Origin of the sequence: Nocardioides sp. NPDC058538, assembly GCF_042719275.1 — a bacterium.
Taxonomy (GTDB): domain Bacteria; phylum Actinomycetota; class Actinomycetes; order Propionibacteriales; family Nocardioidaceae; genus Nocardioides.
The window spans coordinates 51,051-75,208 of sequence record NZ_JBHXNY010000018.1; the positions used below are offsets into that span (position 1 = coordinate 51,051).

At 70.0% G+C, this 24,158-nt stretch carries 17 protein-coding genes and 1 pseudogene; 8 read left to right on the top strand and 10 right to left on the bottom strand.

All coding sequences use genetic code 11. The features are described from left to right. The first annotated feature begins 25 nt into the window (after nt 1–25). On the top strand, nt 26–172 hold the full coding sequence (locus tag ACFWQC_RS16950; protein WP_355018322.1) for a hypothetical protein: 147 nt from the start codon (nt 26–28) through the stop codon (nt 170–172). A gap of 89 nt (nt 173–261) precedes the next feature. Here the strand turns inward: ACFWQC_RS16950 and rpsA are convergent, their stop codons facing one another. After that, entirely contained in the window at nt 262–1,743 is a 1,482-nt protein-coding gene (gene rpsA, locus ACFWQC_RS16955) for a 30S ribosomal protein S1 (RefSeq protein ID WP_350661292.1), read from the bottom strand. A gap of 252 nt (nt 1,744–1,995) precedes the next feature. On the opposite strand from rpsA, the gene ACFWQC_RS16960 reads away from it, so the two are divergent. Beyond that, complete coding sequence (locus tag ACFWQC_RS16960; RefSeq protein ID WP_378680172.1) at nt 1,996–2,883, top strand: class I SAM-dependent methyltransferase; 888 nt, start codon at nt 1,996–1,998, stop codon at nt 2,881–2,883. Nucleotides 2,884–2,974: 91 nt separating this feature from the next. Here the strand turns inward: ACFWQC_RS16960 and ACFWQC_RS16965 are convergent, their stop codons facing one another. Further along, nucleotides 2,975–3,937: a DUF3068 domain-containing protein gene (locus ACFWQC_RS16965; protein ID WP_378680174.1), complete on the bottom strand. Its 963-nt coding sequence runs from the start codon at nt 3,935–3,937 to the stop codon at nt 2,975–2,977. 110 nt (nt 3,938–4,047) lie between these two features. On the opposite strand from ACFWQC_RS16965, the gene ACFWQC_RS16970 reads away from it, so the two are divergent. Beyond that, a complete protein-coding gene (locus tag ACFWQC_RS16970) occupies nt 4,048–5,970 on the top strand; it encodes a hypothetical protein (RefSeq protein ID WP_378680177.1) in 1,923 nt (640 codons plus the stop codon). A 2-nt stretch (nt 5,971–5,972) separates the two neighbouring features. Then, nucleotides 5,973–7,043 (top strand): annotated as a pseudogene (locus ACFWQC_RS16975) (acyltransferase family protein); the annotation flags it as partial. A gap of 11 nt (nt 7,044–7,054) precedes the next feature. Here ACFWQC_RS16975 and ACFWQC_RS16980 read toward each other — a convergent pair. Further along, on the bottom strand, nt 7,055–11,419 hold the full coding sequence (locus ACFWQC_RS16980) for an alpha-(1->3)-arabinofuranosyltransferase family protein (protein WP_378680180.1): 4,365 nt from the start codon (nt 11,417–11,419) through the stop codon (nt 7,055–7,057). After that, entirely contained in the window at nt 11,386–12,183 is a 798-nt protein-coding gene (locus ACFWQC_RS16985) for a class I SAM-dependent methyltransferase (protein ID WP_355231199.1), read from the bottom strand. The genes ACFWQC_RS16980 and ACFWQC_RS16985 overlap by 34 nt, the downstream gene beginning before the upstream one ends. A 134-nt stretch (nt 12,184–12,317) precedes the next feature. Between ACFWQC_RS16985 and ACFWQC_RS16990 the strand changes: the two genes are divergently transcribed. After that, nucleotides 12,318–13,475: a glycosyltransferase family 4 protein gene (locus ACFWQC_RS16990; RefSeq protein ID WP_378680183.1), complete on the top strand. Its 1,158-nt coding sequence runs from the start codon at nt 12,318–12,320 to the stop codon at nt 13,473–13,475. 81 nt (nt 13,476–13,556) lie between these two features. Here the strand turns inward: ACFWQC_RS16990 and ACFWQC_RS16995 are convergent, their stop codons facing one another. Continuing rightward, on the bottom strand, nt 13,557–13,712 hold the full coding sequence (locus tag ACFWQC_RS16995) for a hypothetical protein (protein WP_160024268.1): 156 nt from the start codon (nt 13,710–13,712) through the stop codon (nt 13,557–13,559). 20 nt (nt 13,713–13,732) lie between these two features. Next, a complete protein-coding gene (locus ACFWQC_RS17000; protein WP_378680186.1) occupies nt 13,733–15,436 on the bottom strand; it encodes a hypothetical protein in 1,704 nt (567 codons plus the stop codon). A gap of 172 nt (nt 15,437–15,608) precedes the next feature. On the opposite strand from ACFWQC_RS17000, the gene ACFWQC_RS17005 reads away from it, so the two are divergent. After that, on the top strand, nt 15,609–16,850 hold the full coding sequence (locus ACFWQC_RS17005) for a lipopolysaccharide biosynthesis protein (protein ID WP_378680310.1): 1,242 nt from the start codon (nt 15,609–15,611) through the stop codon (nt 16,848–16,850). A gap of 45 nt (nt 16,851–16,895) precedes the next feature. Here ACFWQC_RS17005 and polA read toward each other — a convergent pair whose 3' ends face one another. Then, a complete protein-coding gene (gene polA, locus ACFWQC_RS17010; protein ID WP_378680188.1) occupies nt 16,896–19,583 on the bottom strand; it encodes a DNA polymerase I in 2,688 nt (895 codons plus the stop codon). Between the two features lie 102 nt (nt 19,584–19,685). Here polA and ACFWQC_RS17015 point away from each other — a divergent pair, with 102 nt between their 5' ends. After that, entirely contained in the window at nt 19,686–20,156 is a 471-nt protein-coding gene (locus ACFWQC_RS17015; RefSeq protein ID WP_378680191.1) for a hotdog fold thioesterase, read from the top strand. Nucleotides 20,157–20,221: 65 nt separating this feature from the next. Here ACFWQC_RS17015 and ACFWQC_RS17020 read toward each other — a convergent pair whose 3' ends face one another. After that, the gene (locus tag ACFWQC_RS17020; RefSeq protein WP_378680194.1) at nt 20,222–21,466 is read right to left on the bottom strand and encodes an ABC transporter substrate-binding protein; all 1,245 of its coding nucleotides are present in this window, start codon (nt 21,464–21,466) and stop codon (nt 20,222–20,224) included. Between the two features lie 309 nt (nt 21,467–21,775). Between ACFWQC_RS17020 and ACFWQC_RS17025 the strand changes: the two genes are divergently transcribed. Beyond that, nucleotides 21,776–22,366 (top strand): GNAT family N-acetyltransferase, encoded by a 591-nt coding sequence (locus tag ACFWQC_RS17025; protein ID WP_378680197.1) that lies wholly within the window; start codon nt 21,776–21,778, stop codon nt 22,364–22,366. Nucleotides 22,367–22,431: 65 nt separating this feature from the next. On the opposite strand, the gene ACFWQC_RS17030 is transcribed toward ACFWQC_RS17025, so the two are convergent. Further along, nucleotides 22,432–23,211 (bottom strand): ABC transporter ATP-binding protein, encoded by a 780-nt coding sequence (locus ACFWQC_RS17030; RefSeq protein ID WP_378680199.1) that lies wholly within the window; start codon nt 23,209–23,211, stop codon nt 22,432–22,434. Continuing rightward, a complete protein-coding gene (locus ACFWQC_RS17035) occupies nt 23,208–24,158 on the bottom strand; it encodes an ABC transporter ATP-binding protein (protein WP_378680202.1) in 951 nt (316 codons plus the stop codon). The genes ACFWQC_RS17030 and ACFWQC_RS17035 overlap by 4 nt, the downstream gene beginning before the upstream one ends.

Consider the following 24,158-nt stretch of genomic DNA (forward strand, 5'->3'; position numbering starts at 1 on the left):
TGCCTGGTAGCGAAGAATTACTGCCATGAACACAGCAATCCTCGTCCTCATCGTCCTGCTCGCCGTCGCCGCCTACGCCACCATCTCGACCGTACGCCACGACCGCCCCAAGGCCGCCCCGCGGTCCCACGCCTCCGACCCCGACTTCCTCCCCGCAGTCCGCTGGCACTGAGAGACGGGCACCCGAATGAGTGCACCTGAAGATGCCGAAGACCCGGCCCCACGACGGGGACCGGGTCTTCAGCGTTTCAGCTCAGCGTTTCACTGACCGCCGGTCAGCTTCTCGCGGAGAGCCTGCAGCGCCTCGTCGGAGGCGAGCGAACCGCCCTCGTCCTCGGAGACGGTCTCGTCGACCGAGCCACCCGAGGAGTAGGAGGTGGCCTCGCCGGCCTCGGCAGCCTTCTCGGCGGCCTCCTGCTGCTGCTTGATGTGGGCCTCCCAGCGAGCGTGGGCCTGAGCGTACTGCTGCTCCCACTTCTCACGCTGCTCGTCGTAGCCCTCGAGCCACTCGCCCGTCTCCGGGTCAAAGCCCTCGGGGTAGAGGTAGTTGCCCTGCTCGTCGTAGCTGGCCGGCATGCCGTAGAGGGTCGGGTCGAACTCCTCCACGTCGGTCGAGGTGACCGTCTCGTTGGCCTGCTTGAGCGAGAGCGAGATGCGACGACGCTCGAGGTCGATGTCGATGATCTTGACCATGACGTCGTCGTTGACCTGGACGACCTGCTCGGGGATCTCCACGTGGCGCTCGGCCAGCTCGGAGATGTGCACCAGGCCCTCGATGCCCTCCTCGACACGGACGAACGAACCGAACGGCACCAGCTTGGTGACCTTACCCGGGACGATCTGGCCGATCTGGTGGGTGCGGGCGAAGTGCTGCCACGGGTCCTCCTGCGTCGCCTTCAGCGACAGGGAGACACGCTCGCGGTCCATGTCCACGTCGAGAACCTCGACGGTGACCTCGTCACCGACGGTGACGACCTCGGACGGGTGGTCGATGTGCTTCCAGGACAGCTCCGAGACGTGGACGAGACCGTCGACGCCGCCGAGGTCCACGAACGCACCGAAGTTGACGATCGAGGAGACGACACCCTTGCGGATCTGACCCTTCTGGAGCTGGGTCAGGAAGCCGTGGCGAACCTCGGACTGGGTCTGCTCGAGCCAGGCACGGCGCGACAGGACCACGTTGTTGCGGTTCTTGTCGAGCTCGATGATCTTGGCCTCGAGGGTCTGACCCACGTACGGCTGCAGGTCGCGGACGCGACGCATCTCGACGAGGGAGGCGGGGAGGAAGCCACGCAGGCCGATGTCCAGGATGAGACCACCCTTGACGACCTCGATGACCGCGCCCTCGACGACGCCGTCCTCCTCCTTGACCTGCTCGATCGTGCCCCAGGCGCGCTCGTACTGCGCGCGCTTCTTGGACAGGATCAGGCGGCCTTCCTTGTCCTCCTTCTGGAGCACCAGGGCCTCGACCTTGTCGCCGACCTCGACGACCTCGGACGGGTCGACGTCGTGCTTGATCGAGAGCTCGCGCGACGGGATGACACCTTCGGTCTTGTAACCGATGTCGAGCAGGACCTCGTCCCGGTCGACCTTGACGATGACACCGTCCACGATGTCGCCGTCGTTGAAGTACTTGATGGTCTCGTCGATCGCGGCGAGGAAGTCCTCTTCCGACCCGATGTCGTTGATCGCGACCTGAGGCGCGTCGTAGTCGGGAAGAGGAATGTTGAGCGTGCTCGTCATAAGGGAGGTGGTTTCCTTGGGTGGACAGATATCGTCGGGTCACACACGGCTCAAGTCTCCGGTCGGCCACCCCTCGCCGGCACCAGCACAAACAGGCTTCGTCGCCCGGCGCGAACCGGCGGTCGAGGTAGCAAGCCAAGGTCCACTAGGTCTGGGACCCGGGCAGACTTCAGACGCAGTTTCTTAGCCTACGCTCCCGTCACAGGCTCCGTCCAACTGTCGACGTCACCGCGAAGGGCCTACCCTTGAGAGGTGGACCAAGCCATCAGCCCGGTCGTCCGACCGGAGGCGCCCATCGATCCCTTCGGCGCGATCGAAACCATCGGAACAACCGGCCCTGTGGTCAGAGCCGAGCGGCGTACGGTCGGTGAAGCCGAGTCACGCCACGCGAACGGCCCCGACTGGGACCGCTATGCCGACGAGTACCAGGCGACCCACGGACCGTTCCTCGGCGAGGCCGGGTTCGTCTGGGGGCCGGAGGGTCTGACCGAGGCCGATCTCGGCGTCCTCGGCGACGTCAGCGGCAAGGACGTGCTCGAGCTCGGCTCCGGCGCCTGTCAGTGCTCGCGATGGGTGAACACCCAGGGCGGTCGCGCGATCGGCCTGGACCTCTCGGGCCGCCAGCTCCAGCACTCCCGGCGCCTCGACGAGCAGACCGGCGTGGTCGTGCCCGCCGTGCAGGCCACCGCGACCGACCTGCCCTTCGCCACCGACTCCTTCGACGTGGTCTTCTGCTCCTTCGGAGCGCTGCAGTTCGTCAGCGACATCGCCCACGCGCTCGCCGAGACCGCCCGCGTCCTGCGGCCCGGCGGCCGCTTCGCGTTCTCGATCACCCACCCGACGCGGTGGATGTTCCCCGACGACCCCGGCCCCGATGGCCTGATCGCCGCCCAGTCCTACTGGGACCGCACCCCCTACGTCGAGGTGGACGACGAGACCGGCGAGGTGTCGTACGTCGAGCACCACCGCACCCTCGGAGACTGGGTCTCGCTCCTGGCCGGCGCCGGGTTCCGGATCACCGATCTGGTCGAGCCCGAGTGGCCCGAGGACCACGAGCGGATCTGGGGCGGCTGGTCGCGCACCCGGGGCCTGTTGACCCCCGGGACCGCGATCTTCGGTGCGGACCTGACGAGCGGCTAGACAGGACCCAGCTCAACCCCCATGGAAACGTCTGCGGGCCCGGAGACTGTCCTCCGGGCCCGCAGACGTCGACGCTGGCGTGTGTTGAGCCTCAGGCGTCGACCAGGGTGCGGTCGTCCGCGGAGGCGTGGGCGCCACCGTTGGGCTTGCGACCGCGCAGCGCCAGCCACAGGCCGATCAGCAGGAAGATCAGGCCGGCGACGACGCCGCCGACGGGGATCCAGGTGCCGATCAGGTTGAGCTGGGCGATGTTGTCCTTGGCGTCCTGGGCGTTGTTGGAGACGGTCTCGTCGGAGTAGCTCATGTCGGCATCGATCAGCACGGTGCCATCACTGGTGACCATCTTCTGGGTCGCGCTCTGGTCGATGTAGGAACCGGTGGTCGGCTCGACGTAGATCGTCTGGGTCGCCTCGTAGGTGCCCCGGATGTCGTCCTCGGTGTCCTTCACCTCGTCGTCTCCCGCCGAGAGCGACGCGTCGTCCTCGGAGGCAGCGACCTCGAACTGGTAGGTCTTCACGCCCTTGACGTCGACGTCGTCGACGTAGGTGGCGATGACGGTCGTGCCGAGCGTGTCGTCCCAGTACTCATAGTCGTGGCGCTCGGTGTCGAACGGGAACTTGCCGGCCAGGCCGGTCATGCCCTCCACGGCCCGGTCCTCACCGACGTACTTGGCCTGGTCCTCGACGACCTCGGAGCTCTTGCGGTCCATGGCGTAGGCGCGCTCCGTCGTGGTCACCACGCGGTCGTCGTCCTCCGCGCGGGCGCACGGAGGCGTGTCGCCCTCCTGGATCATGATGCAGCCGGCCTCGACGAAGACGACGACGTCGTCGGTCGACTCCTTCGGCGCCGCCTCGGTGGTCCGGGTGTACTTCACCGGAACTGGGGTATCCGACTTGGCCAGCGCGCCGCTGGCGGTGCCGTCCAGGACGGTCGTGGTGTTGACGTTGAGCGGCACGGTCGCCGCGGCGTCCCGACCCCAGAAGCCCGCTACCGCGGCAGCGGCCAGCGCAAACGCGCCGACCAGCAAGAAGACGTAACCAATCACTCTTCGCATGTTTTTGCCCCTCCCAAGGCCTCAGTTCCCCCCTCGATCCGCGAACCGTAGCAGCAATACCTGGGCAGGTGTGCAACGGGTCACAAACTGCTGTGCGACACTTCCTCTTCGTGTCCTCCCCCCATCCCACAACCACCGCTGCCGGGCACACCGGCGGGCCAACCGACGCGCCCGCTGCCGACGGCCTGCTCGCGACTCCCCGCAATGTCGTGGCGACCGCGCTCGCCCTGATCGTGGCCCAGCTCGCCTTCCGCGCCTGGGCGCTGAGCGGCTCGTGGTACCGCTTCGACGACGCGAACTTCATGTCGAAGCTGATGTCCGACGGCCTCTCGGCCGACCTTCTCTTCCACGGGTTCGCCGGACACCTGATGCCGGGAGCGTTCGCGCTGACGGCCTACAACTTCGGCCTCGACCCGTACGCCTGGGCCTACCCGGCCGCCGAGCTGCTGGTGCTGCAGGCGATCGCGAACCTGGGCGCACTGGTCTTCCTCTGCTCCGCGTTCGGGAAGCGGCGCGGAATCCTGCCGCCGCTGGCGCTGTTCCTGTTCAGCTCGATCAGTCTGCCGGCGTTCCTGTCCTGGGGTCCCGGCATCACCCAGCTGCCGTTCCTCGCCGCGATCTTCTGGGGATCGTGGGCACACCTCAACTACCTGCGTACGCGGCGGTTCGGCTGGGCCCTGCTGGCAATGCTCATCACGCTGGCCGCCATCGCCTTCGGCGAGAAGGCGATGCTGCTGTTCTGGCCCTATGCCGTACTGGCGCTGGGCTGGTTCGCGACCGGTGACATCCTGACCCGGCTGCGGACGATCATGGGCCGCTACCTGCCCGGCGTGCTCCTCTACGGGGTCGTCTCGATCGGCTCCGTGGTCGCCTACCTCACCCTGGGCGCGGGGTCGTCGAAGGCGTCGGGCAGCTCTGACGCCAACGGGTTCGCGCTGGTCGCACAGCGGTTCCTGCTGGAGTCGTGGGCGCCCGGCGTGGTCGGCGGGCCGCTGCGGTGGAAGTGGATCGAGGGCAACTCCGCCGGCTGGGCCGAGCCCGGCGCCGTGGTCTCGGTGCTCGCCGTCGGCGTGCTGGCGCTGCTGACCTTCGAGCTCGCCCGCACCCGCTCGATCGCGCTGCGGGCCTGGTGGCTGGTCGGCGGCATCCTCGTCATCGACATCGCCCTGATCACCGCCATCCGGGCCGGCGGCGTCGGCGCCGACATCGCGCTCGCCTACCGCTACCTCACCGACACGATCGCGGTGACCGCGATGGCGCTCGCGCTGGCCACGCTGCCGCTGCGCGGGGCCGTGGAGACGCTCACCCCGACGCGCACGTCACCCTTCCTCGACGTCCCCCGGCGGGTCGCCGTAGCGACCGCGGTCGTCGCCGCTCTGGGGCTCTTCTCGTCCTACTCCTACGTCCAGGGCTGGCACGAGGACGACAACACCCGGCGCTACATCGACACTGTCCGCGCCGACCTGGCCGAGGTCGAGGAGCCGCTGCCGATGGCCGACGGGCCGGTGCCCCAGTGGATGGTCTGGGGCGCGTCGTACCCCTACAACCAGGTGAGCCGGGTCCTCCGGCCGCTGTCGGACAAGATGGCGTTCCCACGGGCCAGCACCGACAATCTCTACCTGGTCGACGAGGACGGACACATCCGGCCCGCCCTGGTCGAGCCCGAGCGACGCTCGGTCGGCGCCGTCGACCCGACACCGAGCCTGGACAAGTGCAAGCTGCGCGTGCGGCAGACGCCGCTCGAGGTGGGCCTGGACGGCGGCGTCGACGGCGCCGGGTGGTGGATCCGGGTCGCCTACGTGGCTGCCGCCAAGGACGCGGGCCGGATGCGGGTGACCGCCGGCGACCACTCCTACGACGTCGAGATCGAGCCCGGGTTCCGCAGCCTCTACCTGCGTACGGGCGAAGGACGCTTCGACACCATCGGCTTCCAGAGCCTGACTCCGGGGTCGAAGCCCTGCCTGGGTGGCATCGAGGTCGGCAGCCTCGTGCCGTTCGGCGACCCGATCTCAGGGCCCGAGGACGAAGGCTGATGATGGCTGGCCGAAGCGGAGCCCGAGTCGATGTGGATCGTCGATTCCTCACGCTCGACGCGCTGCGCGCCGTCGGGGCGCTGATGGTCGTGCTGACCCACGTCGCGTTCCACACCGGCCGCTACCCGCAGGGCTGGACCGGGGCGATGCTCGCCCACTTCGACCTCGGCGTGGCGCTCTTCTTCGTGGTCTCCGGGTTCCTGCTGGCCAGGCCCTGGTTCGTCGCCAGCGCCGCCGGAGCGCCGCCGCCGAGCACCGGACGCTACCTGTGGAAGCGTGCCCTGCGGATCCTGCCGCTCTACTGGGTCGTCGTGGCCGTCTGCCTGATCGCCGCGCCCGCGAACTCCGACGTCGGCGTCGGCGGCTGGATCGCCAACCTGACCCTGACCCAGATCTACACCCAGGACACGCACGCCTACGGCCTGGCGCACATGTGGAGCCTGTGCACCGAGGTCGCCTTCTACCTCGTGCTGCCGCTGGTGGTGCGGCTGCTGACGCCGCGAGACCGCCTGGACGTACGCCGCGTGCTGGTCCTCTGCCTGCTGCTCTCGATCGGCGGCGTGGCCTTCGCGGCCGGCGCCCGGACCTGGTTCGACCAACCGTTCGCTGCCGAGTGGCTGCCGGCCTACCTGCCGTGGTTCCTGGCCGGCACCGCGCTCGCGGCCTGCTCGGTCGACCCGGGCATGAGGGCTCGGCTGGACGCCGCCGCGCGCGACCTGGCCGGCTGGTGGCTGCTGGCGCTGGGGCTCTTCGTCGCGGCCTGCACGCCGATCACCGGCCCGACCGGGCTGGTGGATGCGCCGACGCCGGCGGAGTCGGCGCTCAAGTGCGTGCTCTACGGCGCGGTCGCGGTGTGCGTCATCTTCCCGCTGGTCTTCGGGCCCGAGCTCGACGGCCCCGTACGCTGCTGGCTGGCCAGTCCGGTGCCCAGCGCCCTGGGCGAGATCTCCTACGGCGTCTTCTCGATCCACATGTTCGTGCTGCTGATGGGCATGGAGCTGCTCGGGTTCGGCACCTTCAACGACCGCTTCTGGACCGTCCTGGCGATGACGCTCGCCGTCACCATTCCTATCGCGGCGCTGTCCTATATCTTCTTCGAGCGCCGGATGATGCGGCTGCGCGGCTGGCGTCCCTCCGGGCGCCGGCCGAAGCGGCGGCCCGAGCCGGAGCCTGACGCCGAGACCGTGCCCGAGTCTGCCTCAGAGCTCGGTGAGACCGAGGCTGCCGCGGCGACCAGCACGATCGCGACCAGCGACAACGCCTGAGCCGTCCAGGCGGGCGGGTCCCAGGGCAGGTCCCAGGCGGTCGGAAGGATCTCGACGGCCAGGGCGCCGGCGAGCAGCGCTGCCCCGGACCCGGCGGCCAGGAGACGTATGAGAGCCGGCCGTCGGCCGGTCAGACGCGGCAGCAGCCAGGCGACCACGGCGGCCAGCGCGCCCCACCAGCCGGCGAGCAGACCGGCCACCAGGACCAGCAGCCCGCCGTCGTACCACCGCCACGGCGCGGCCACGGGGAACAGCTCCAGGCTGGGCGGGGTGCCGCGACGGCGCCATGAGGTCGCCATCGCGAGCGCCAGGACCAGCACCATGCCGCCCGCACCGGCGAACAGGCCGGCACGGTAGGTGTCCTCGGGCGCGAAGCCGAAACGTACCTCTCCCCCGGCGCCGGCGGGCACGATCCAGCCCTGCTGCCAGCCGTCGACCCGCTGGGCGCGCAGGACCTTGCCGTCCAGGGTCGCGGTGGCGCCGGTGTTGATGTTCTGCGGGAGCACGAGGACCCGGTCGTACGCCTCGGCCGAGACCGTCGCGGCGACCGCGGCGTCGCGCTCGTCGCGCTCCACCTCGACCGCCTCTGGGGCCTCCGCGTCCGCGATCACCTCGGCACTGAGCTCGAGGCTGTCGACACGGAGGGCGCCGACCGGATCGGCGAGCAGAGTGTTCTCGCCTGCGGCGAGGCCGACCGGGGCCGTGCCACAGACCCTCAGCGGCACCTCGCCGCCGCGCAGCAGGTCGGAGAGCGACCCGTTGACCGCCGTACGCAGCACCCGCTCGCCCACGCGGATGGGCGGACCGTCGGCGCAGCCTGCCCGGAGCGCGCCGTCGCCGAGCGGACGGCCGTTGACCTCCAGCTCGGAGATGCCGGCGGGCAGCTCGGTCGCGTCGGCCATGCTGGAGGGCTGGTCGTAGGCGGCGTCGGTCTCGGTGATCCGGATCCGGAGCCGGTCGGTGCGCCAGCCGCTGGGCACCGCGACGTCGCCGTCCGAGTCGACCTCGCGGGTGACGGTGCGCTTGGGGCGGCGCAGGTCGGTGATCTCGACCTCGGTGGGGATGCTGACCGGGGCGGCCTCGTTGACCACGAGCCGCAGGGACCTGATCCGCTGCCGCTCCGGCAGCCCGAGGGTCACCGTGGCCGGACCGGTCGACGGCGCCCGCCAGGACGTGCCGTCGTCGCCGTCGGCCATCGCGAGCGCCGACTGGGCGATGTCTCCGCTGCTCGAGGCGGTGACGTCCACACCGGCGAGGGCTGCGGCCGCCGCGGCATAGGAGTGGTCGCGGCGCAGCGACACGGTCCCGGTGACGTCGAACGACTGCCCGCGGGTGAGCGTGATGAGCCGGTCCAGGTCGTCGCCGTCGTCACCGGTGGCGGCCAGGAACGGCTCGCAGTAGAGCACGCCGCCCTGGTCCGCGCTTCGCGCGGTTACTCCCTCGCTCGGCGCGAGCGGACGAGCAAGCTCGCCGCTCGACCTCGCTCCGGTCGTCGCGATGCAGCCGCTGCGATCGGTGTCGCGACCGAGCCGGATCTTGCGGATCGTGGTGTCCTCCGGCGGCTCGGGGAGCGAGACCAGGCGCTGGGCGTCTACGCCCTCGATGTCGAGCTCGCTGATCCCCCAAGGGCCGTAGGCAGTGGCTCCGCGGGCGGTGATGGTGAGGTTGCGCGCACTGAACCCGGTCAGGTCGTACGTCGCCTCCTCCCCCGGCAGCGGGGCGTAGACCTTGCGCATCTGGGCGCCGGCGACGAGCTCGAGGCGTTCGACCCCGACGACGTTCGCAGGGATCGTGATGGTGACCTTGCCGAGGTCGGTCTCGTCCTCGAACCGCACCCGGAACCAGGCGCCCTCCGGGGTGCGGTCCCAACCGGTCTCGGTGCGCCACGCGGTGTCGGGGTCGCCGTCCAGGGCCGCCGAGGGCGCCCGGCCGCGGTCGACCGGGACCTCCTCCGGGGTCGCTGCCGAGCTGGAGGCCTCCACGGCCTCGACCCCGCGCCAGACCATGGTGCTCTGCCACCGCTCCTGGTCCTCCAGGTAGCGGTGGAAGCTCTCGGGCTGATCGGAGTCGACGCCCTCCTCGGCGGTGCGGGTCGCGGAGGAGTTGGCGCGGACCCCGGAGAAGAGGGTCGTACGCCGCCGCTGGCCGTCGGTCAGGATGACGTCGGCCCTCTCCTCGGAGCCGTCGGTCGCCGACCGGGTGTCATCGGCGGTCAGCACCGCGGGCGCCCCGCTCGCGGGCTCGCCGGGGTCGCCCATCACGGTCGTCTTCGCCGGGATCAGGGTGCCGTCGGAGGTGGCGTCGTCGACCTCGTAGATCTCGATCGGGGGGTACTCCCCGGCCAGCCCCCCGTCGACGAGGACGCGGGTGCCCTTCTCGCGGTGGTAGGTGGTGTTGCCGAACTCGGTGCCGAAGCTCGCCTCCCGGGTCAGCCCGGGCGACTGGGCGAGGGTGGCGTGCACCAGCGAGGGCGGTGGGGCGCCGGTGGTGCCCCAGTGCAGGTCGTTGCGCACCAGCAGCCGGGTCACCCCGGCCTTGGCCAGCATCGGGGCGAGGTCCGCGCTGGGGGTGCCGCGCTCGATCTCCTCGGTGACCCGGTCGAGCCAGACGACGTTGCCGGGCTCGGCCAGCGGCACCACGCCGCGTACGGCCCATCGGGAGTCGGCGTAGGGCTGCAGGACCTCGTCGTGGGTGCTGCCCCACAGGTAGTCGCCGAACCGGGCGGCCGGGACCACGAGCGTCACGCCGCCGTCGTCGTTCTCGGAGAGGTAGTCGGCGGCGTCGGTCCAGAAGGCCGGGACATTCTCGATCGACCCCGGTGGCGGCACCTGGCCGCGCACCCAGGGCACCGCCAGGCCGGCCAGCGCGGCCACCACGGCGATGACGAACACCCTCCTGAGCCACTGCGCGGCCTTCGTGGCCGTCCCGGAGGCTCGCGCCAGCTCGGCGCGGAAGAGGATGGTCTCGACGGTGAGCACGACCCCGGCGGCGAGCCCGAGACGGAGCACCGCGTCGTACTTGTGGCTGTTTCGCACCGCGGCCAGAGCGCCGTCGACGAGGTCCTGACGGGCCTCGGCTCCCCAGCCCGCCAGCGCACCGGTGTAGCCGATCCCGACCAGGACGGCGCCGGCCAGCACGCAGCCGATCAGGAACCGGGTCTCGGGGTGGCGACGCGCGCGGCCCACGCCGGCCAGCCCGGCGAGCCCGATGGCGACGACGGCGGCCGCGTCGAGAACCAGGAAGGGCGTGGCGTGCAGGCTCTGCCCGGCCGGGTAGTAGAGCGGGTCGGCGTACGCCACCCAGTCGGAGGTGCCGAGGAGCGTCGGCAGCAGGCCGGTGGTCGAGGAGGTCACCGCGGCGGTCTCGATGTAGTCGAGGAACGGCGGGATGTAGCGGCCCTGGAGCACCAGCGGGATCGTCCACCACAGGGTGGCGAGGATGGTGAACACGCCCCACAGCGCCAGTGCGGCGAACCTCCGGGCACCGGTCCTGGTCAGCAGGAAGATCACGCCCGGGACGATCACCGCCGAGACCGCGGTCGCGTTGACCCCGCCCGCGCAGGCGACCGCGAGGGCGGCCACGGCGCACCAGCGCACCAGGTCCTTCGCAGTGGTGGTGCCACTGGCCCGGATGACGGCGAGCAGCACCCACGGCGCGACCGCGGTCGGCCACAGCTCGGCCGAGTTGGCGCCGAGGATGGTCATCACGCGCGGCGTCAGGACGTACGCGGCGGCACCCGCGACCTGGGCCCACGGCCGCCCCAGCTGCAGCTCCCGGGCCACCACCAGCACGCCGAGGAAGGCCAGGTTGAGCAGCAGCGCCCACCACAGCCGCTGGATCACCCACTCCGGCAGCTGCGCCAGCTGGCCGAGACCGTAGAAGGGGCCCATCGGCCACAGGTAGCCGATCGCCTGGTTCTGCACCTGGCCGAAGGCACCCTGGGCGTCCCACATGTTCAGCGCCCGGGCGAGGAAGGTCCACGGGTCGGCGCTCAGGTCGAACTTGGTGTCCGCGACGATCCGGCCCGGGGCCTGGGTGAACGTGATCGCGGTCAGGATCGCGACGTACGCCGTGATCCTCAGCTTGGACGTGGCCGAAGCGGAGCCCGAGGCAGTGGATGCAGTGGATACGGCGCTGGGTGGATCCGGGGTCACGTCTTGCGCAGCACGAGCAGGAGGTTCCACGAGAGCACCTCCCTCACCACCGGGACCCGCATCAGCCACGCCGCCCACGCCGGGTGGTAGCGCGGAACCGCAGCCAGGATCTCGGCGTTGCCCGCCTTGCGCTGGGCGCGCGCCCAGCGCAGCCCGGCGGAGGCGGTCGCTGCGTACATCGACTCGCCGAACTTGTTCTTGGGCTCGTGGCCGTGCTTGCGCAGGTAGCGGCGGCGCGCGTACCGGCCGCCGAGCAGGTGCCACGGGCTGGTCTCGTGGCCGCCCCAGGGACCCCACCACAGCGTGTAGGAGCAGAAGACGACGCCCCCGGGCCTGGTGACCCGGAGCATCTCGTCGAGCATGGCAGTCGGGGTCGGGACGTGCTCGAGCACGTTGGAGGAGTAGCAGGCGTCGACCGAGCCGGTGCGGACCGGCAGCCGCATCCCGTCGCCCAGCATGCTGCCCTCGGCGACGATCCCGGCACCCTGCATCTCACCGGCGTCGGCGTCGAGCGCGAGGTAGGTCGCGCCGGCCTTCATGAAGGCGTCGCGGAAGTAGCCCGGGCCACCGCCGACGTCGAGCAGGACCGTGCCCTGAAGCGTCTCTCCGTCGGTGTAGTGCGCGAGCTGGCCGACCGAGTCTGCCGCCAGCGCGGTGTAGAAGCGCGCGGGATCGGTCTGCTCCACGCGGAAGTCGCTGAAGAGGCGTACGGAGCGCCGCAGCGTCGCCCGCCAGCCGCTGCCGACCGGGGCGTCGATCTGGTCCCCGCTCCGGGGGTCGAGGAGGTTCGGCACGGCGGGAACCCTAACCGAATTACCCCAGCGGGTGTGCATTTGGTCACGAAGTGTCCTACTCTCCGGTAACTGCGTGACCCCTGGGGAGGGAGCGCTCAGTGCGGGGAAACTGCGAGTCAGGGGAGAACTGAGTTTTGCGCGCCAACGAGGGAGCGCAGCTGGAGGGTCGCCATGTGGCGGTCTTCAGCTGGCGCGATACAGACAACCCTGAAGCCGGTGGAGCCGAGCACTATCTCCACCAGATCACCGCCGGACTGGTCGGCGCGGGAGCACGGGTCACCGTGTTCACCGCCGCCTATCCGGGTGCGCGTGCCCGGGAGGAGCGCGACGGCATCCGCTACGTACGCCGCGGTGGCAAGCTGAGCATCTACCTGTGGGGCGTGCTGCTGCTGGCGCTGGGCCGGCTGGGCCCGATCGGCCGCGTCGACGCGGTCATCGACGTCCAGAACGGGCTCCCGTTCTTCTGCCCGCTCGGCACCAGGGCGCCGGTCACGGTGCTCGTCCACCACGTCCACCGCGAGCAGTGGCCGGTGGTCTACCCCGGGCTGTCCGGACGGATCGGCTGGTGGGTCGAGTCGTGGCTCGCACCGCGGCTCTACCGTCACAAGCAGTACGTCGCGGTCTCCCGTGCCACCCGGGCCGAGCTGGCCACGCTCGGCGTCGACCCCGCCCGGGTCGCGGTCGTGCACAACGGCGCCGCGCCGGCACTGAGCGACCGGCCGGCGAAGACCGAGCACCCCTCCATCTGTGTCGTCGGGCGACTCGTGCCGCACAAGCGGGTCGAGCTCGCCGTCGACGCGGCGGTGGCGCTACGGGCGTCCTACCCGGACCTGAGACTGAGCATCGTGGGCGGCGGCTGGTGGGCCGACGAGCTGGCTGCGTACGTCTCGCGGGTGGGGGCCGGGGACTTCGTCGAGATGCTGGGGCATGTCGACGAGGAGACCAAGGAGTCGGTCTACGAGCGGTCCTGGCTGATGGCGCTGCCGTCGCTGAAGGAGGGCTGGGGCCTGGTCGTCACCGAGGCCGCCCAGCACGGCACCCCGACCGTCGCCTTCCGCGACGCGGGCGGGACGACCGAGTCGATCGACGACGGCGAGTCCGGGGTGCTGGTCGACGACCAGGCCGGCTTCGTGGCCGCGCTCGACCAACTGCTCGGCGACGAGATCCGCCGCAAGGAGCTGGCCGAGGGTGCCCGGTGGCACGCGCGCAAGCACACCTGGGAGCAGAGCCAGCTCAACTTCAACGCCGTGCTCGCCTCGGCGCTCCAGGGGCACGTGGTCAGCGCGGACTGACTGCTCTGGACTGTCGTAACTGTCGTCAATATCGAAAGAGGCCCGGCGGATCACCGCCGGGCCTCTTTCGCTTTGTCGAGCTCAGTCGTTGGTGCCGTACTGAACCGTCGACTCAGAGACGCTCGGAGGATTCTCGACGGTGTTGTCCGTGCTGCTGGTGACGACTCCGACGATGGTCGCTGCGGCGACTCCGCCGCCGACAAGAATGCTGGCGACGATGGCAATGATGTTGCCCATGGATATGTGACCTCCCTCTCCTAGCGGCGAACTTTAGCAGCCGGCCGGCGGACAATACTGATCAGTAGCAGAACTGTTGATGTTGTGGCTCCGAGCCAGGCCAGGCCGTACGCCACCCACGCGACGACCACCGCCGTCAGCGCCACCGGGCCCATGTCGTACGCGGCCGGCTGGGTCGCCTCCCCCGGCAGGCGCTGCACGAGCAGGTCGTCGCTGTCGTGGACCGTCTCGCCCGCTACCTGCGGCGCCTCGCCCGCGGCGCGGTCGGTGATGACGTACCCGATCCCGAGGCGGCTCAGCTCGCTCGCCCGTACCTCGGGGTCCGGTGCGGCGAGGGCCTCGGCGGCGGCCGTCGCGCGCGGGTCCTCACCCTCGATCTCGGTCCGGCCGATGACGAGGTCGCCGTTGGTCACGCTCGCCCTGGGCAGCATCCTCGGCAGCGGATCGAGGACGGGACGATGCTCGTTCCACGCCGGCGCTCGGTAGGCGGTCCAGGGCAGGACGAGCACGTCACCCGGTGCCGTCTCCTCGGCGAGCGTCGCGCTCGCCTGCCGCCAGGACGTCGGGTAGTCGGCCGTGCCGATGCCACCGGCGAGACCCCAGGCGGCGTCGGGCAGGACGGCGACCGGGGCGAGGACCAGGGCGACGGCGGCGGCCCATCGTGGTGCGGTCCCGCGAAGCCGGTCGCGCAGCGCGTCGACCCCGGCCGCGACGGTCAGGACGAGCAGCGGCAGGCACAGCGGAAGCAGGCGGCTGCTGTCCCGCATCAGTGCGAGCCCGGGGATGTCCTGAGCGAGGTCGTCGAGGGCTTCGGGCGCCGCCCAGCCGGCGACGGCGATCGCCATCCCGGCCACCCACAGCCCCATGATCGCGATCCGGTGGCTGTCGGAGACCCACCACCGCCGGAGCCCGGCACCGATCAGCGCGACCAGGAGCGCCAGGGCCACCCAGGCCGGCCAGCTCTCGCGGCTCGCGGGGACTACCGAGGTGTTCCAGATCCCGCCGAGAGTCAGCGCTGCCAGCGGGGCGGGCAGGGCGTCGCCGCGCAGCGCGAAGACCTCGAACCCGGTCGCCGACGCCGCCTCCCCCGCGTGGGTCAGGCCGGCGACCACCCAGGGCGCGTTGACCGCGGCCACCATCGCGAACAGCATCACCGGTCGCCGGCCCCGGCGCAGACCGGTCGCGAGCAGTACGGCGGCCGACACGATCCCCGCACTGGCGCTCAGGCTCCCGACGAGCAGGACCGGGAGCAGCCACACCGGACTGCGCTCGACCGGGCCGGGATCAGCCGCCGCCCAACGGCGGCCGGCCAGCACCAGCCAGGGCACCGCGGCATAGGCCAGCAGCATCGGCCAGTGGCCCATCCACAGCCGCTCGGCGACGTACGCGCTCCATACGGTCAGGCTCACCACCGCCAGCCCCGCGGCGAGCGAGCGCTCCCGCACCAGCTCGGCGGCACCTGCCCCGGCGAGGACCAGCGCTCCCACCAGCACGAGCTTCTGCAGCGCGAGGCCCGGCACGACCTCGTCCAGCACCGCGATCACGGCGTCCGAGGGCACCGCCCGCGGCAGCCCCGACCCCAGGCCGAGCACATCCCGGGTCAGCACGAGATCCGGCACCCACACCATGTCGTAGCTGAGCACGAACCCCGCCCCCAGCGCCGGCCCCAGCATCAGCACCGCCAGCACACCCGCCCACAGGGTCGGGGCCGCCCGTTCGATCACGCGGCAACCCTAAGCCCTCCCCAGGCCCCGCCCCGCCGAGAAGTCACCCCGGCCGGGCGAGACGTCAGTCATGTCGGACGAGACGTCAGTTGTGGCGATCGAGTTCCGGTCCTGGGCGAATGCCGGTGCCGGCATGTGACCCGCCGCACCCTAGGCTTTCCAAGTGCCCACGATGACCGCCAGCCCGACCAGCGCCCGCCGGCGCAGGCTGTCCGCGCTCATCCGCAGCAGCGGTTTCCTCGCCGTCTGCATCATGGTCACCAACGTCGCCACCTACGGTTTCCAGATCATCGCCGCCCGGATTCTCGGCCCCGGACAGTACGGCGGCGTCGCGTCGATGATGTCGCTGCTCCTCGTGGTCGGCGTGGTCCAGCTCGGCATGCAGGCGACGGCGTCGCGACGGGTGACCGAGACGCCCGGCCAGGAGCGCGTCATCGAGCAGACGGTGCTGCGAGCGACCTACCGTGCGGCCATCGTCGTCGGCATCGTCATGCTCGCCGCCTCGCCGCTGGTGTGGCGGGTGCTGCGGCTCGACTCCATCTATCCAGCTCTGCTGGTCGCGGTGTGTGCCGTACCGCTGACCATCATGGGCGGTCAGGCCGGGGTGCTGCAGGGTGAGCGTCGTTGGCTCGCCCTGGCGATGGTCTACCTGGCTCTCGGTGTCCCCCGCGTCATCGTCACCACCGCCGCGATGTGGATCCGCCCCACCGAGGGCGCCGCCATGGCCGGCGTCGCGCTGGCCCAGTTCGCGCCGGCGGTCGTCGGATGGTGGGTGCTACGACGTCGCGCCGACATCGACGCGAGGCCCGGGCCGGTGAAGCCCGTCGTCGTCGAGATGCTCCATGGCTCGTTCGCGCTGCTGGGCTTCTTCGCGCTCTCCAACGTCGACATCCTGATCGCGCGCAACGTGCTGACCGACCACGTCTCCGGCCTGTACGCCGGTGGCCTGATCCTCACCAAGGCGGTGCTGTTCCTACCGCAGTTCGTGGTGATCATTGCCTTCCCGTCGATGTCGGCCGAGGCCAGCCGCCGCTCCGCGCTGGTCAAGTCGCTCGCGCTCGTCGGCGGTCTCGGCGCGTGCGCGATCGCCGGCTCGTGGCTGCTGTCGTGGCTCGCGATGATCTTCATCGGCGGCCCCGACTACGCCGAGATCGAAGGCCTGCTCTGGGTCTTCGCGATCCTCGGCATGGTGCTGTCCGTACTCCAGCTGCTCGTCTACTCGGTCCTGGCCCGGCGCAGCCGGCTCTCGGCATACCTTCTCTGGATGGCCGTCGCCGCCGCCCTCGCTCTCGGCGCGATGCAGACCACCGTCGAAGGACTCGTCTGGGCCGTACTCATCGTCGACGCCGCCCTCGCCGCCGTCCTCTTGACGGTCACCTTCTGGCGCCTCAGCCAGACCCCACACCGCGCCTGATCCGCCGAGGCATCGCCCCCGGACGATGTAGGGACGCCTCGGCGATCAGTGGGCGGCTTCGTGCCAGGACAGGCCGGTGCCGACCGAGACGTCGAGGGGGACGTTGAGGTCGGCGGCGGAGCCCATCTGCTCGCGTACGAGCGACTCCAACGCCTCCCGCTCCCCCGTGGCCACCTCGAAGACGAGCTCGTCGTGAACCTGGAGGAGCATCCGGGAGGAGAGGCCGGCCTCGTCGAGGGCGGCCTGGACCCGCAGCATGGCGACCTTGATCAGGTCGGCGGCCGAGCCCTGGATCGGGGCGTTGAGCGCCATCCGCTCGGCGGTCTCGCGCCGCTGACGGTTGTCCGAGAGCAGGTCGGGCAGGTAGCGGCGGCGGCCCATGATGGTCTCGGTGTAACCGGTGCGGCGCGCCTCCTCGACCAGGCTGCGCAGGTAGTCGCGGATGCCGCCGAAGGTCTCGAAGTATTCCTCCATCAGCCCACGCGCCTCGCTCGGCTCGATCCCGAGCTGCTGGGAGAGACCGAAGGCGGACAGGCCGTAGGCGAGGCCGTAGTTCATCGCCTTGATCTTGGCCCGCTGCTCCACGGAGACCGCGTCGGGGTCGACGCCGAAGACCCGGGCGGCGGTGATCGAGTGGAAGTCGCGTCCGGAGCGGAACGCCTCGATGAGCAGCGCGTCCTCGGACAGATGCGCCATGATCCGCATCTCGATCTGGCTGTAGTCGGCGGTCATCAGCGACTCGAAGCCGTCGCCGACGACGAAGCCCTTGCGGATCCCGCGCCCCTCCTCGGTGCGCACCGGGATGTTCTGCAGGTTGGGCTCGGTCGAGGAGAGCCGCCCGGTGGCCGCGATCGTCTGGTTGAAGGTGGTGTGGATCCGGCCGTCGTCCTGCACGGTCTTCAGCAGGCCCTCGATGGTGACCCGCAGCCGGGTGACATCGCGGTGGCGCAGCAGGGCGAGGAGGAACGGGTGCTCGGTCTTCACGTAGAGCTGCTGCAGCGCGTCGGCGTCGGTGGTCCAGCCGGTCTTGGTGCGCTTCGTCTTCGGCATGTCGAGCTCGTCGAAGAGCACCACCTGCAGCTGCTTGGGCGAGCCGAGGTTGATCTCCTTCCCGATCACGCCGTAGGCATCGTCGGCCGCCTGCTTCATCTGGCCGGCGAAGTGTCGCTCCAAGGCGTCGAGGTGCTCGGTGTCGACCGCGATGCCGGTCTTCTCCATCCGCGCCAGCAGATGCAGCAGCGGAAGCTCCACCTCGGAGAGGAGCCGGTGTCCGCCGGCGGCCTCGACCGCCGAGTCGAGCTCGACAGCGAGGTCGATCACGGCTCGGGCGTAGAGCATCGAGGTCCTCGCCACCCCGTCGCCACCGACCTCTTCGTCGCCGAAGAGCGACTCCTGGCCGCCGTCGTCCTCCTGCTTGAGCTCACGCTTGAGGTAGCGCAACGTCAGGTCGGCTAGGTCGTAGGAACGCTGGTCGGGCGCCACGATGTAGGCCGACAGCGCCGTGTCGGTGACCAGCCCGCCCAAGGACCAGCCGTGGGCGTCGATCGCCAGCTCGGGCCCCTTGGCGTCGTGCATGATCTTCGGCCTCGCGGCGTCCGCGAGCCAGCCCGCCAGCGCGGCCTCGTCCTCGGGGGTGAGCTCCTCCACCCCCACGTACGCAGCCCGCTCCTGTGTCGCGAAGCCGAACCCGTCCACGCGGCCGGTGCCGGAGCCCCAGGTGCCGCGCACGTGCACCCCGACGGGCGTGGCCCCGAGCTCCTCGAGGAATGTCGCGACGGCACCCGGAGCCAGCGCCTCACCCTCCAGGGCGAAGCCGCTGTCGTCGACCGGGACGTCGTCCTCGGGACCGAGCACGTCGGTGATCCGGGTGCGGATCTCGCCGCGGAACTCGAGCTCGTCGAGCAGCTCCAGCGCGGCTGCCCGGTCCCACTCGACCCGCCCGAAGTCGGCCGGGCCGACCTCCAGGGTCAGGTCTCGCACCAGGGCGTTGAGCCGCCGGTTGCGCATCACGTCGCCGAGGTGGGCGCGCAGGTTGTCGCCGGCCTTGCCCTTGATCTGGTCGGCGTGGGTGATGACGTTGTCGAGGCCGTCGTAGGTGTTGATCCACTTCGCGGCGGTTTTCGGGCCGACGCCCGGGATGCCGGGCAGGTTGTCGGAGTCCTCCCCCACCAGCGCGGCGATCTCGGGATAGCGGTGCGGCGGGACCCCGTACTTCGCCTCGACGGCCTCCGGCGTCATCCGCGCCAGGTCGGAGACGCCACGCATCGGGTAGAGCACGGTGGAGGAGTCGGTGACCAGCTGCAGCGAGTCGCGGTCACCGGTCAGGATCAGCACCTCCATCCCGGCCTCCAGCCCCTGGGTCACCAGGGTCGCGATGATGTCGTCGGCCTCATAGCCCGCGAGGGACAGGTGGCGGATGTGCAGCGCATCGAGCAGTCGCTGGATCAGTGGCAGCTGGGACTTGAACTCGTCGGGGGTCTTGTTGCGCTTGGCCTTGTATTCGGAGTATTCCTCGAGCCGGAACGTCTGGCGCGACAGGTCGAAGGCGACCGCGACATGGGTCGGAGTCTCGTCGCGCAGCACGTTGACCAGCATCGAGGTGAAGCCGTAGACGGCATTGGTGTTCTGCCCCGTGACGGTCGAGAAGTTCTCCACCGGCAGGGCGAAGAAGGCCCGGTAGGCCAGCGAGTGCCCATCGAGAAGGAGCAGTCGGTCACGCTTCACGTCAGCCACGGTCCGACTCTATCCACGACCACCGACAACGGCGCGACCGCGGGTCGAGACCCGCGCGTCCCCCGGGCGCCGACCCCTCACAGCACATGCGACGATGCATCCATGACCGATGCATCGACCACCGACCAGACCGTCTCGCCGAGCGACAAGACCGCAGGCGAGACGTTCTTCGCCTCGCTCCCCCACGGCATGGGTGGCCTCAACGACAAGATGGGCGTCAAGATCCTGGAGATCTCCGCCGAGAAGGTCGTCGGCACCATGCCGGTCGAAGGCAACACCCAGCCGTACGGGCTACTGCACGGCGGCGCCTCGGTCGCGCTCGCCGAGACGCTCGGCTCCACCGGCTCCGGCATGCACGCCGCGTCCCTGGGCAAGCTCGCCGTCGGCGTCGACATCAACGCCACCCACCACCGGTCCGCGACCTCCGGCATCGTCACCGGCACCGCGACCGCCATCCACCTCGGCCGCAGCTCGGCTGCCTACGAGGTCGTGATCACCGACGAGCGCGGCAAGCGGGTCTGCACCTCGCGGATCACCTGCTCGCTCATCGACGCCGACCGGATCTCGATGTAGGAACCCACGTAGAAGGGCCCCGGAGCGTGTGTCGCTCCGGGGCCCTTTCACTGGTTGGATCTGGATCAGACTTCGCCAGCGATGTACTTGACGGGGGCGTAGGTCGCCTTGTCGTTGTACTGGTAGATACCGATGGACGCGGCCGTCGGGCTACCGGTCTCGCCGAGCTCGATCGGGCCGGACTTGCCGTCGTAGTCGACGTCCTTGCCGTCCTCGATGAGCGCGAGGCAGTCGGCGTACGTCTCGCACTTCTCACCACCGGTGGTGATGTCGACGATCTCCTCGGCGATGGCCTCGCCAGCGTCGCTGTCAGCCTTCACCGCGGCCAGCGCGGAGACGATGGTCGCGTCGTAGGACTCGGCGGCGTAGGAGTAGTCGGCCAGCTTCGGGTCGACCTTCAGCAGCTGCTCCTTGAAGTCACCAGTGGTCTCGGCGCCCGGGAGGGTGCCCTTGACACCCTTGAGCTCACCCTTGGTGAAGTCCTTGGAGTAGTCCGACAGGTTGCCGTCGACGAAGTACGTCGGCAGCTTGGCCGGACCGGCACCCGCGGCGATGAGCTGCGGGATGAGCTTCTTGGTCTCCTCGAAGGCGATCACGACGACCGCGTCGGCACCGGAGCCGGCGACCTCGTTGATCTGGGCGTCGAACGAGGTGGCGTCCTCGGAGTAGTACGCCGTGGTGGCGACCTTGGAGCCGGCACCCTCGAGGTTGGCCTTGACCTCCTCGGCAAGCGTCTCGCCGTAGGCGTCCTGGCGGGCCAGGATCGCCACGTTGGTGCGCTTGTCCTCGAGCAGCAGGTTGGCCATGACGGCGCCCTGCAGGATGTCGGACGGAGCCGTGCGGAAGTAGAGGTCCGCCTTGGCGAAGTCGCCCTCGTCGAACTCGGTCGAGGTGTTGGCCGGGGAGAACATCACGGTGCCCGACGACATGATCTTGTCGATCACGGTCATCGACACGCCCGAGGACGCGGTGCCGATGATGACGTCGGACTTGGCGTCGATGAGCTTGTCGGCCTCGGTGGGGGCGATCGCGGAGGTGGTGTCACCGGAGTCCGCTACGACGGACACGATGTCCTTGCCGAGCACACCGCCGGCGGCGTTGATGTCCTGGATCGCCAGGTCGGAACCGGCGAACTCGGGCGGCCCGAGGAACGCGAGGCTGCCGGTCTGCGGGAGAAGCTGCCCGATGGTGAGAGTGCCGTCGCCCTTGGCGGCGGCCTTCTTCTCCGGCTCCTCGGAAGCGGTCTCGCCGCCGCAGGCGGCGAGGGTGAAGCTGAGCGCCAAGGCGCCGGCGCCTGCGGTCAGCTTCATCCAGGTAGAGGATGATGAGTTCACTGCTTTGTCCCTCTTTCGTATGGGCTGGCCCGACTCACGCCGGACCTTGCGGAGACACATTAGAGACGCTCGGAGGGTGAATCACCCGAGGGACCTGTCTTTTCACCAATCCGTTACATCTCCCCCATGGCATCATTGCCTGGGTTGCCGCCATCATCGGCTCCGTAATATCGGTGCCGTGGTGACCCATAATCACTCGGGAAACCCGATTCCGCCCAGGAACAGCCACGATCGTGGAGGAATTGTGATCATCTGTACGCACGGCACTCTCGGAGGACGGACTCGATGAGGGTGCCGGTGACGATGCGAGAGGCACGAGCCGATGACGCGCTCTTCCTCCTCGGCATCTGGCAGGACTCGCTGCGGATGGCGGACGCCCAGGACCAGCTGGGCGACCTGGAGACGATCATCCGTGCCGCCGACGCCTCCCCCGACCAGCGCCTGCTGGTCGCCGAGTGCGGCAGCGAGCCCGTTGGGGCGGTCTACGTGCGCGCGACCACCTTCGGTCCGCTCAACCTGGAGCCGACGGTGCAGATCTTCGCGCCCCATGTCGTGCCCAGCTTCCGCCGCCGGGGCGTGGGCCGGATGCTGATGGAGTCGGCCGTCTCCTTCGCCGAGGAGCGCGGAGTCAGGACGATCGCAGCCGCGGCCTCATCCGGTGGCCGTGACGGCAACCGGTTCCTCGCCCGGATCGGCCTCGGCGCCCAGGCCGTGATGCGGGTGGCCCCGACCGCGGTCGTACGCTCCCGGCTCAACGTCCTGGGCCGGGCCCTGCCCCACCACGCCCGCCTGCAGCGCGGCCCGAAGCAGTCCAGCGCCGTCGGCGAGCTGCTCGCCGCCCGGCGCTCCCAGCGACGCTCGCACACCGTCGCCTGAGCACGAACGGCCAGGGCCCCGGAGCATGCTGCTCCGGGGCCCTGGCCGTTTCGGGACGTACCTCGTCAGTCCTCCTTGGCACCCAGGGTGCCGAGGTAGAGCTCGATCACCTTGGGGTCGTCGGCGAGCTCGCGGCCAGCGCCGGTGTAGGCGTTGCGGCCCTGGTCGAGCACGTAGCCGCGGTCGCAGATCTGCAGGCAGCGGCGGGCGTTCTGCTCGACCATCACGACCGAGACACCCGCCTGGTTGATCTTGCGGGTCTGCACGAAGACCTCGTCCTGCATGACCGGCGAGAGGCCCGCGGAGGGCTCGTCGAGCAGCAGGACCGACGGCTCCATCATCAGCGCCCGGCCCATCGCGACCATCTGACGCTCACCACCGGAGAGGCCACCGGCGCGCTGCTTGCGGCGCTCACCGAGGGCAGGAAAGATCCCGGTGACGAACTCGAACCGCTCCGCGAACTTCTTCGGAGCCTGGTAGCAGCCCATCTCGAGGTTCTCCTCGATGGTCAGGCTCGGGAAGACGTTGTTGTTCTGCGGTACGAACCCGATGCCTCGCGAGACCAGCTCGTCAGCACGCTTGCCGGTGATGTCCTCACCGTTCAGCTTGACCGTGCCCTCGTGGATCTTCACCAGGCCGAACAGCGCCTTGAGCAGGGTCGACTTGCCGGCACCGTTGGGGCCGATGATGCCGACCAGCTCGCCGGGCTGGCAGTAGAGGTCGGTGTCGTTGAGGATGTTGACCCCGGGCAGGTAGCCGGCGATGAGCCCGTCGGCGCGGAGCACCGCACCATCGGCCTCGCTCAGATGCTGCTCGCGGAACTTCTCCGCATCGGTGGAAGTCACTTCGAGTCCTCCTCTTCGACGATCTCGCCGTCGAGCTCTGCCTCGACCTCGGCCTCGAGGACCTCTTCGTCGAGCTCGCTCAGGTCGGTGTCGTGGTGGGCCCCGAGATAGGCATCGATGACACGCTGGTCGGCCATGACCGACTCAGGGGTGCCCTCAGCGACGATCTTGCCCTGGGCCATCACGATGACCCAGTCGGAGATGTCGCGGACCATGTCCATGTCGTGCTCCACGAAGAGGACCGTGCGGCCCTCGTCGCGCAGCGACTTCACGTGACCCAGCAACGACTGCTTCAAAGCCGGGTTCACGCCCGCCATCGGCTCGTCGAGCATGACGACCTCAGGGTCGACCATGAGCGCGCGGGCCATCTCGAGCAGCTTGCGCTGACCGCCGGAGAGCGAGCCGGCGAAGTCCTCGCGCTTCTTGTCCAGCAGGAACCGGGCCAGCAGGTCATCGGCCTTCGCGGTGACCTCGTCCTCCTGCTTGCCCCACAGGAACTTGAACGGCGCGGCCCAGAACCGCTCACCCTTCTGTCCCGTGGCGCCCAGGCGCATGTTCTCGATCACGGTGAGCTTGGCCAGCACCTTGGTGAGCTGGAAGGTGCGCACCATCCCGAGGCGGGCGACCTTGTAGGGGGCGACACCCTTGAGCGACTTGCCCTCCAGGCTCCACGCGCCGGTGTTGGGCTGGTCGAAGCCGGTCAGCAGGTTGAAGAACGTCGTCTTCCCGGCTCCGTTGGGGCCGATCAGCGCGGTGATCGCACCACGCTGGATCTCGACGTGGGCGACGTCGACGGCGGTGAGTCCTCCGAACGTACGCGTGATGTTGTCGGCGACGATGATCGGGTCGGACTTCTTGCTGCCCGGCTCCGTGCTCGCGCCGACCAGACCCGCGGGCCCGGTCTTGCTCGCCACGTCGTTCGTCTCGGTGCTCGTCTGGTCAGTCAT

Coding starts and splice junctions, on each gene's coding strand:
- ACFWQC_RS16950 (WP_355018322.1), top strand. CDS start 26: ATGAACACAGCAATCCTCGTCCTCATCGTCCTGCTCGCCGTCGCCGCC.
- rpsA (WP_350661292.1), bottom strand. CDS start 1,743: ATGACGAGCACGCTCAACATTCCTCTTCCCGACTACGACGCGCCTCAG.
- ACFWQC_RS16965 (WP_378680174.1), bottom strand. CDS start 3,937: ATGCGAAGAGTGATTGGTTACGTCTTCTTGCTGGTCGGCGCGTTTGCG.
- ACFWQC_RS16995 (WP_160024268.1), bottom strand. CDS start 13,712: ATGGGCAACATCATTGCCATCGTCGCCAGCATTCTTGTCGGCGGCGGA.
- ACFWQC_RS17005 (WP_378680310.1), top strand. CDS start 15,609: ATGACCGCCAGCCCGACCAGCGCCCGCCGGCGCAGGCTGTCCGCGCTC.
- ACFWQC_RS17015 (WP_378680191.1), top strand. CDS start 19,686: ATGACCGATGCATCGACCACCGACCAGACCGTCTCGCCGAGCGACAAG.
- ACFWQC_RS17020 (WP_378680194.1), bottom strand. CDS start 21,466: ATGAAGCTGACCGCAGGCGCCGGCGCCTTGGCGCTCAGCTTCACCCTC.
- ACFWQC_RS17025 (WP_378680197.1), top strand. CDS start 21,776: ATGAGGGTGCCGGTGACGATGCGAGAGGCACGAGCCGATGACGCGCTC.
- ACFWQC_RS17035 (WP_378680202.1), bottom strand. CDS start 24,158: ATGACTGACCAGACGAGCACCGAGACGAACGACGTGGCGAGCAAGACC.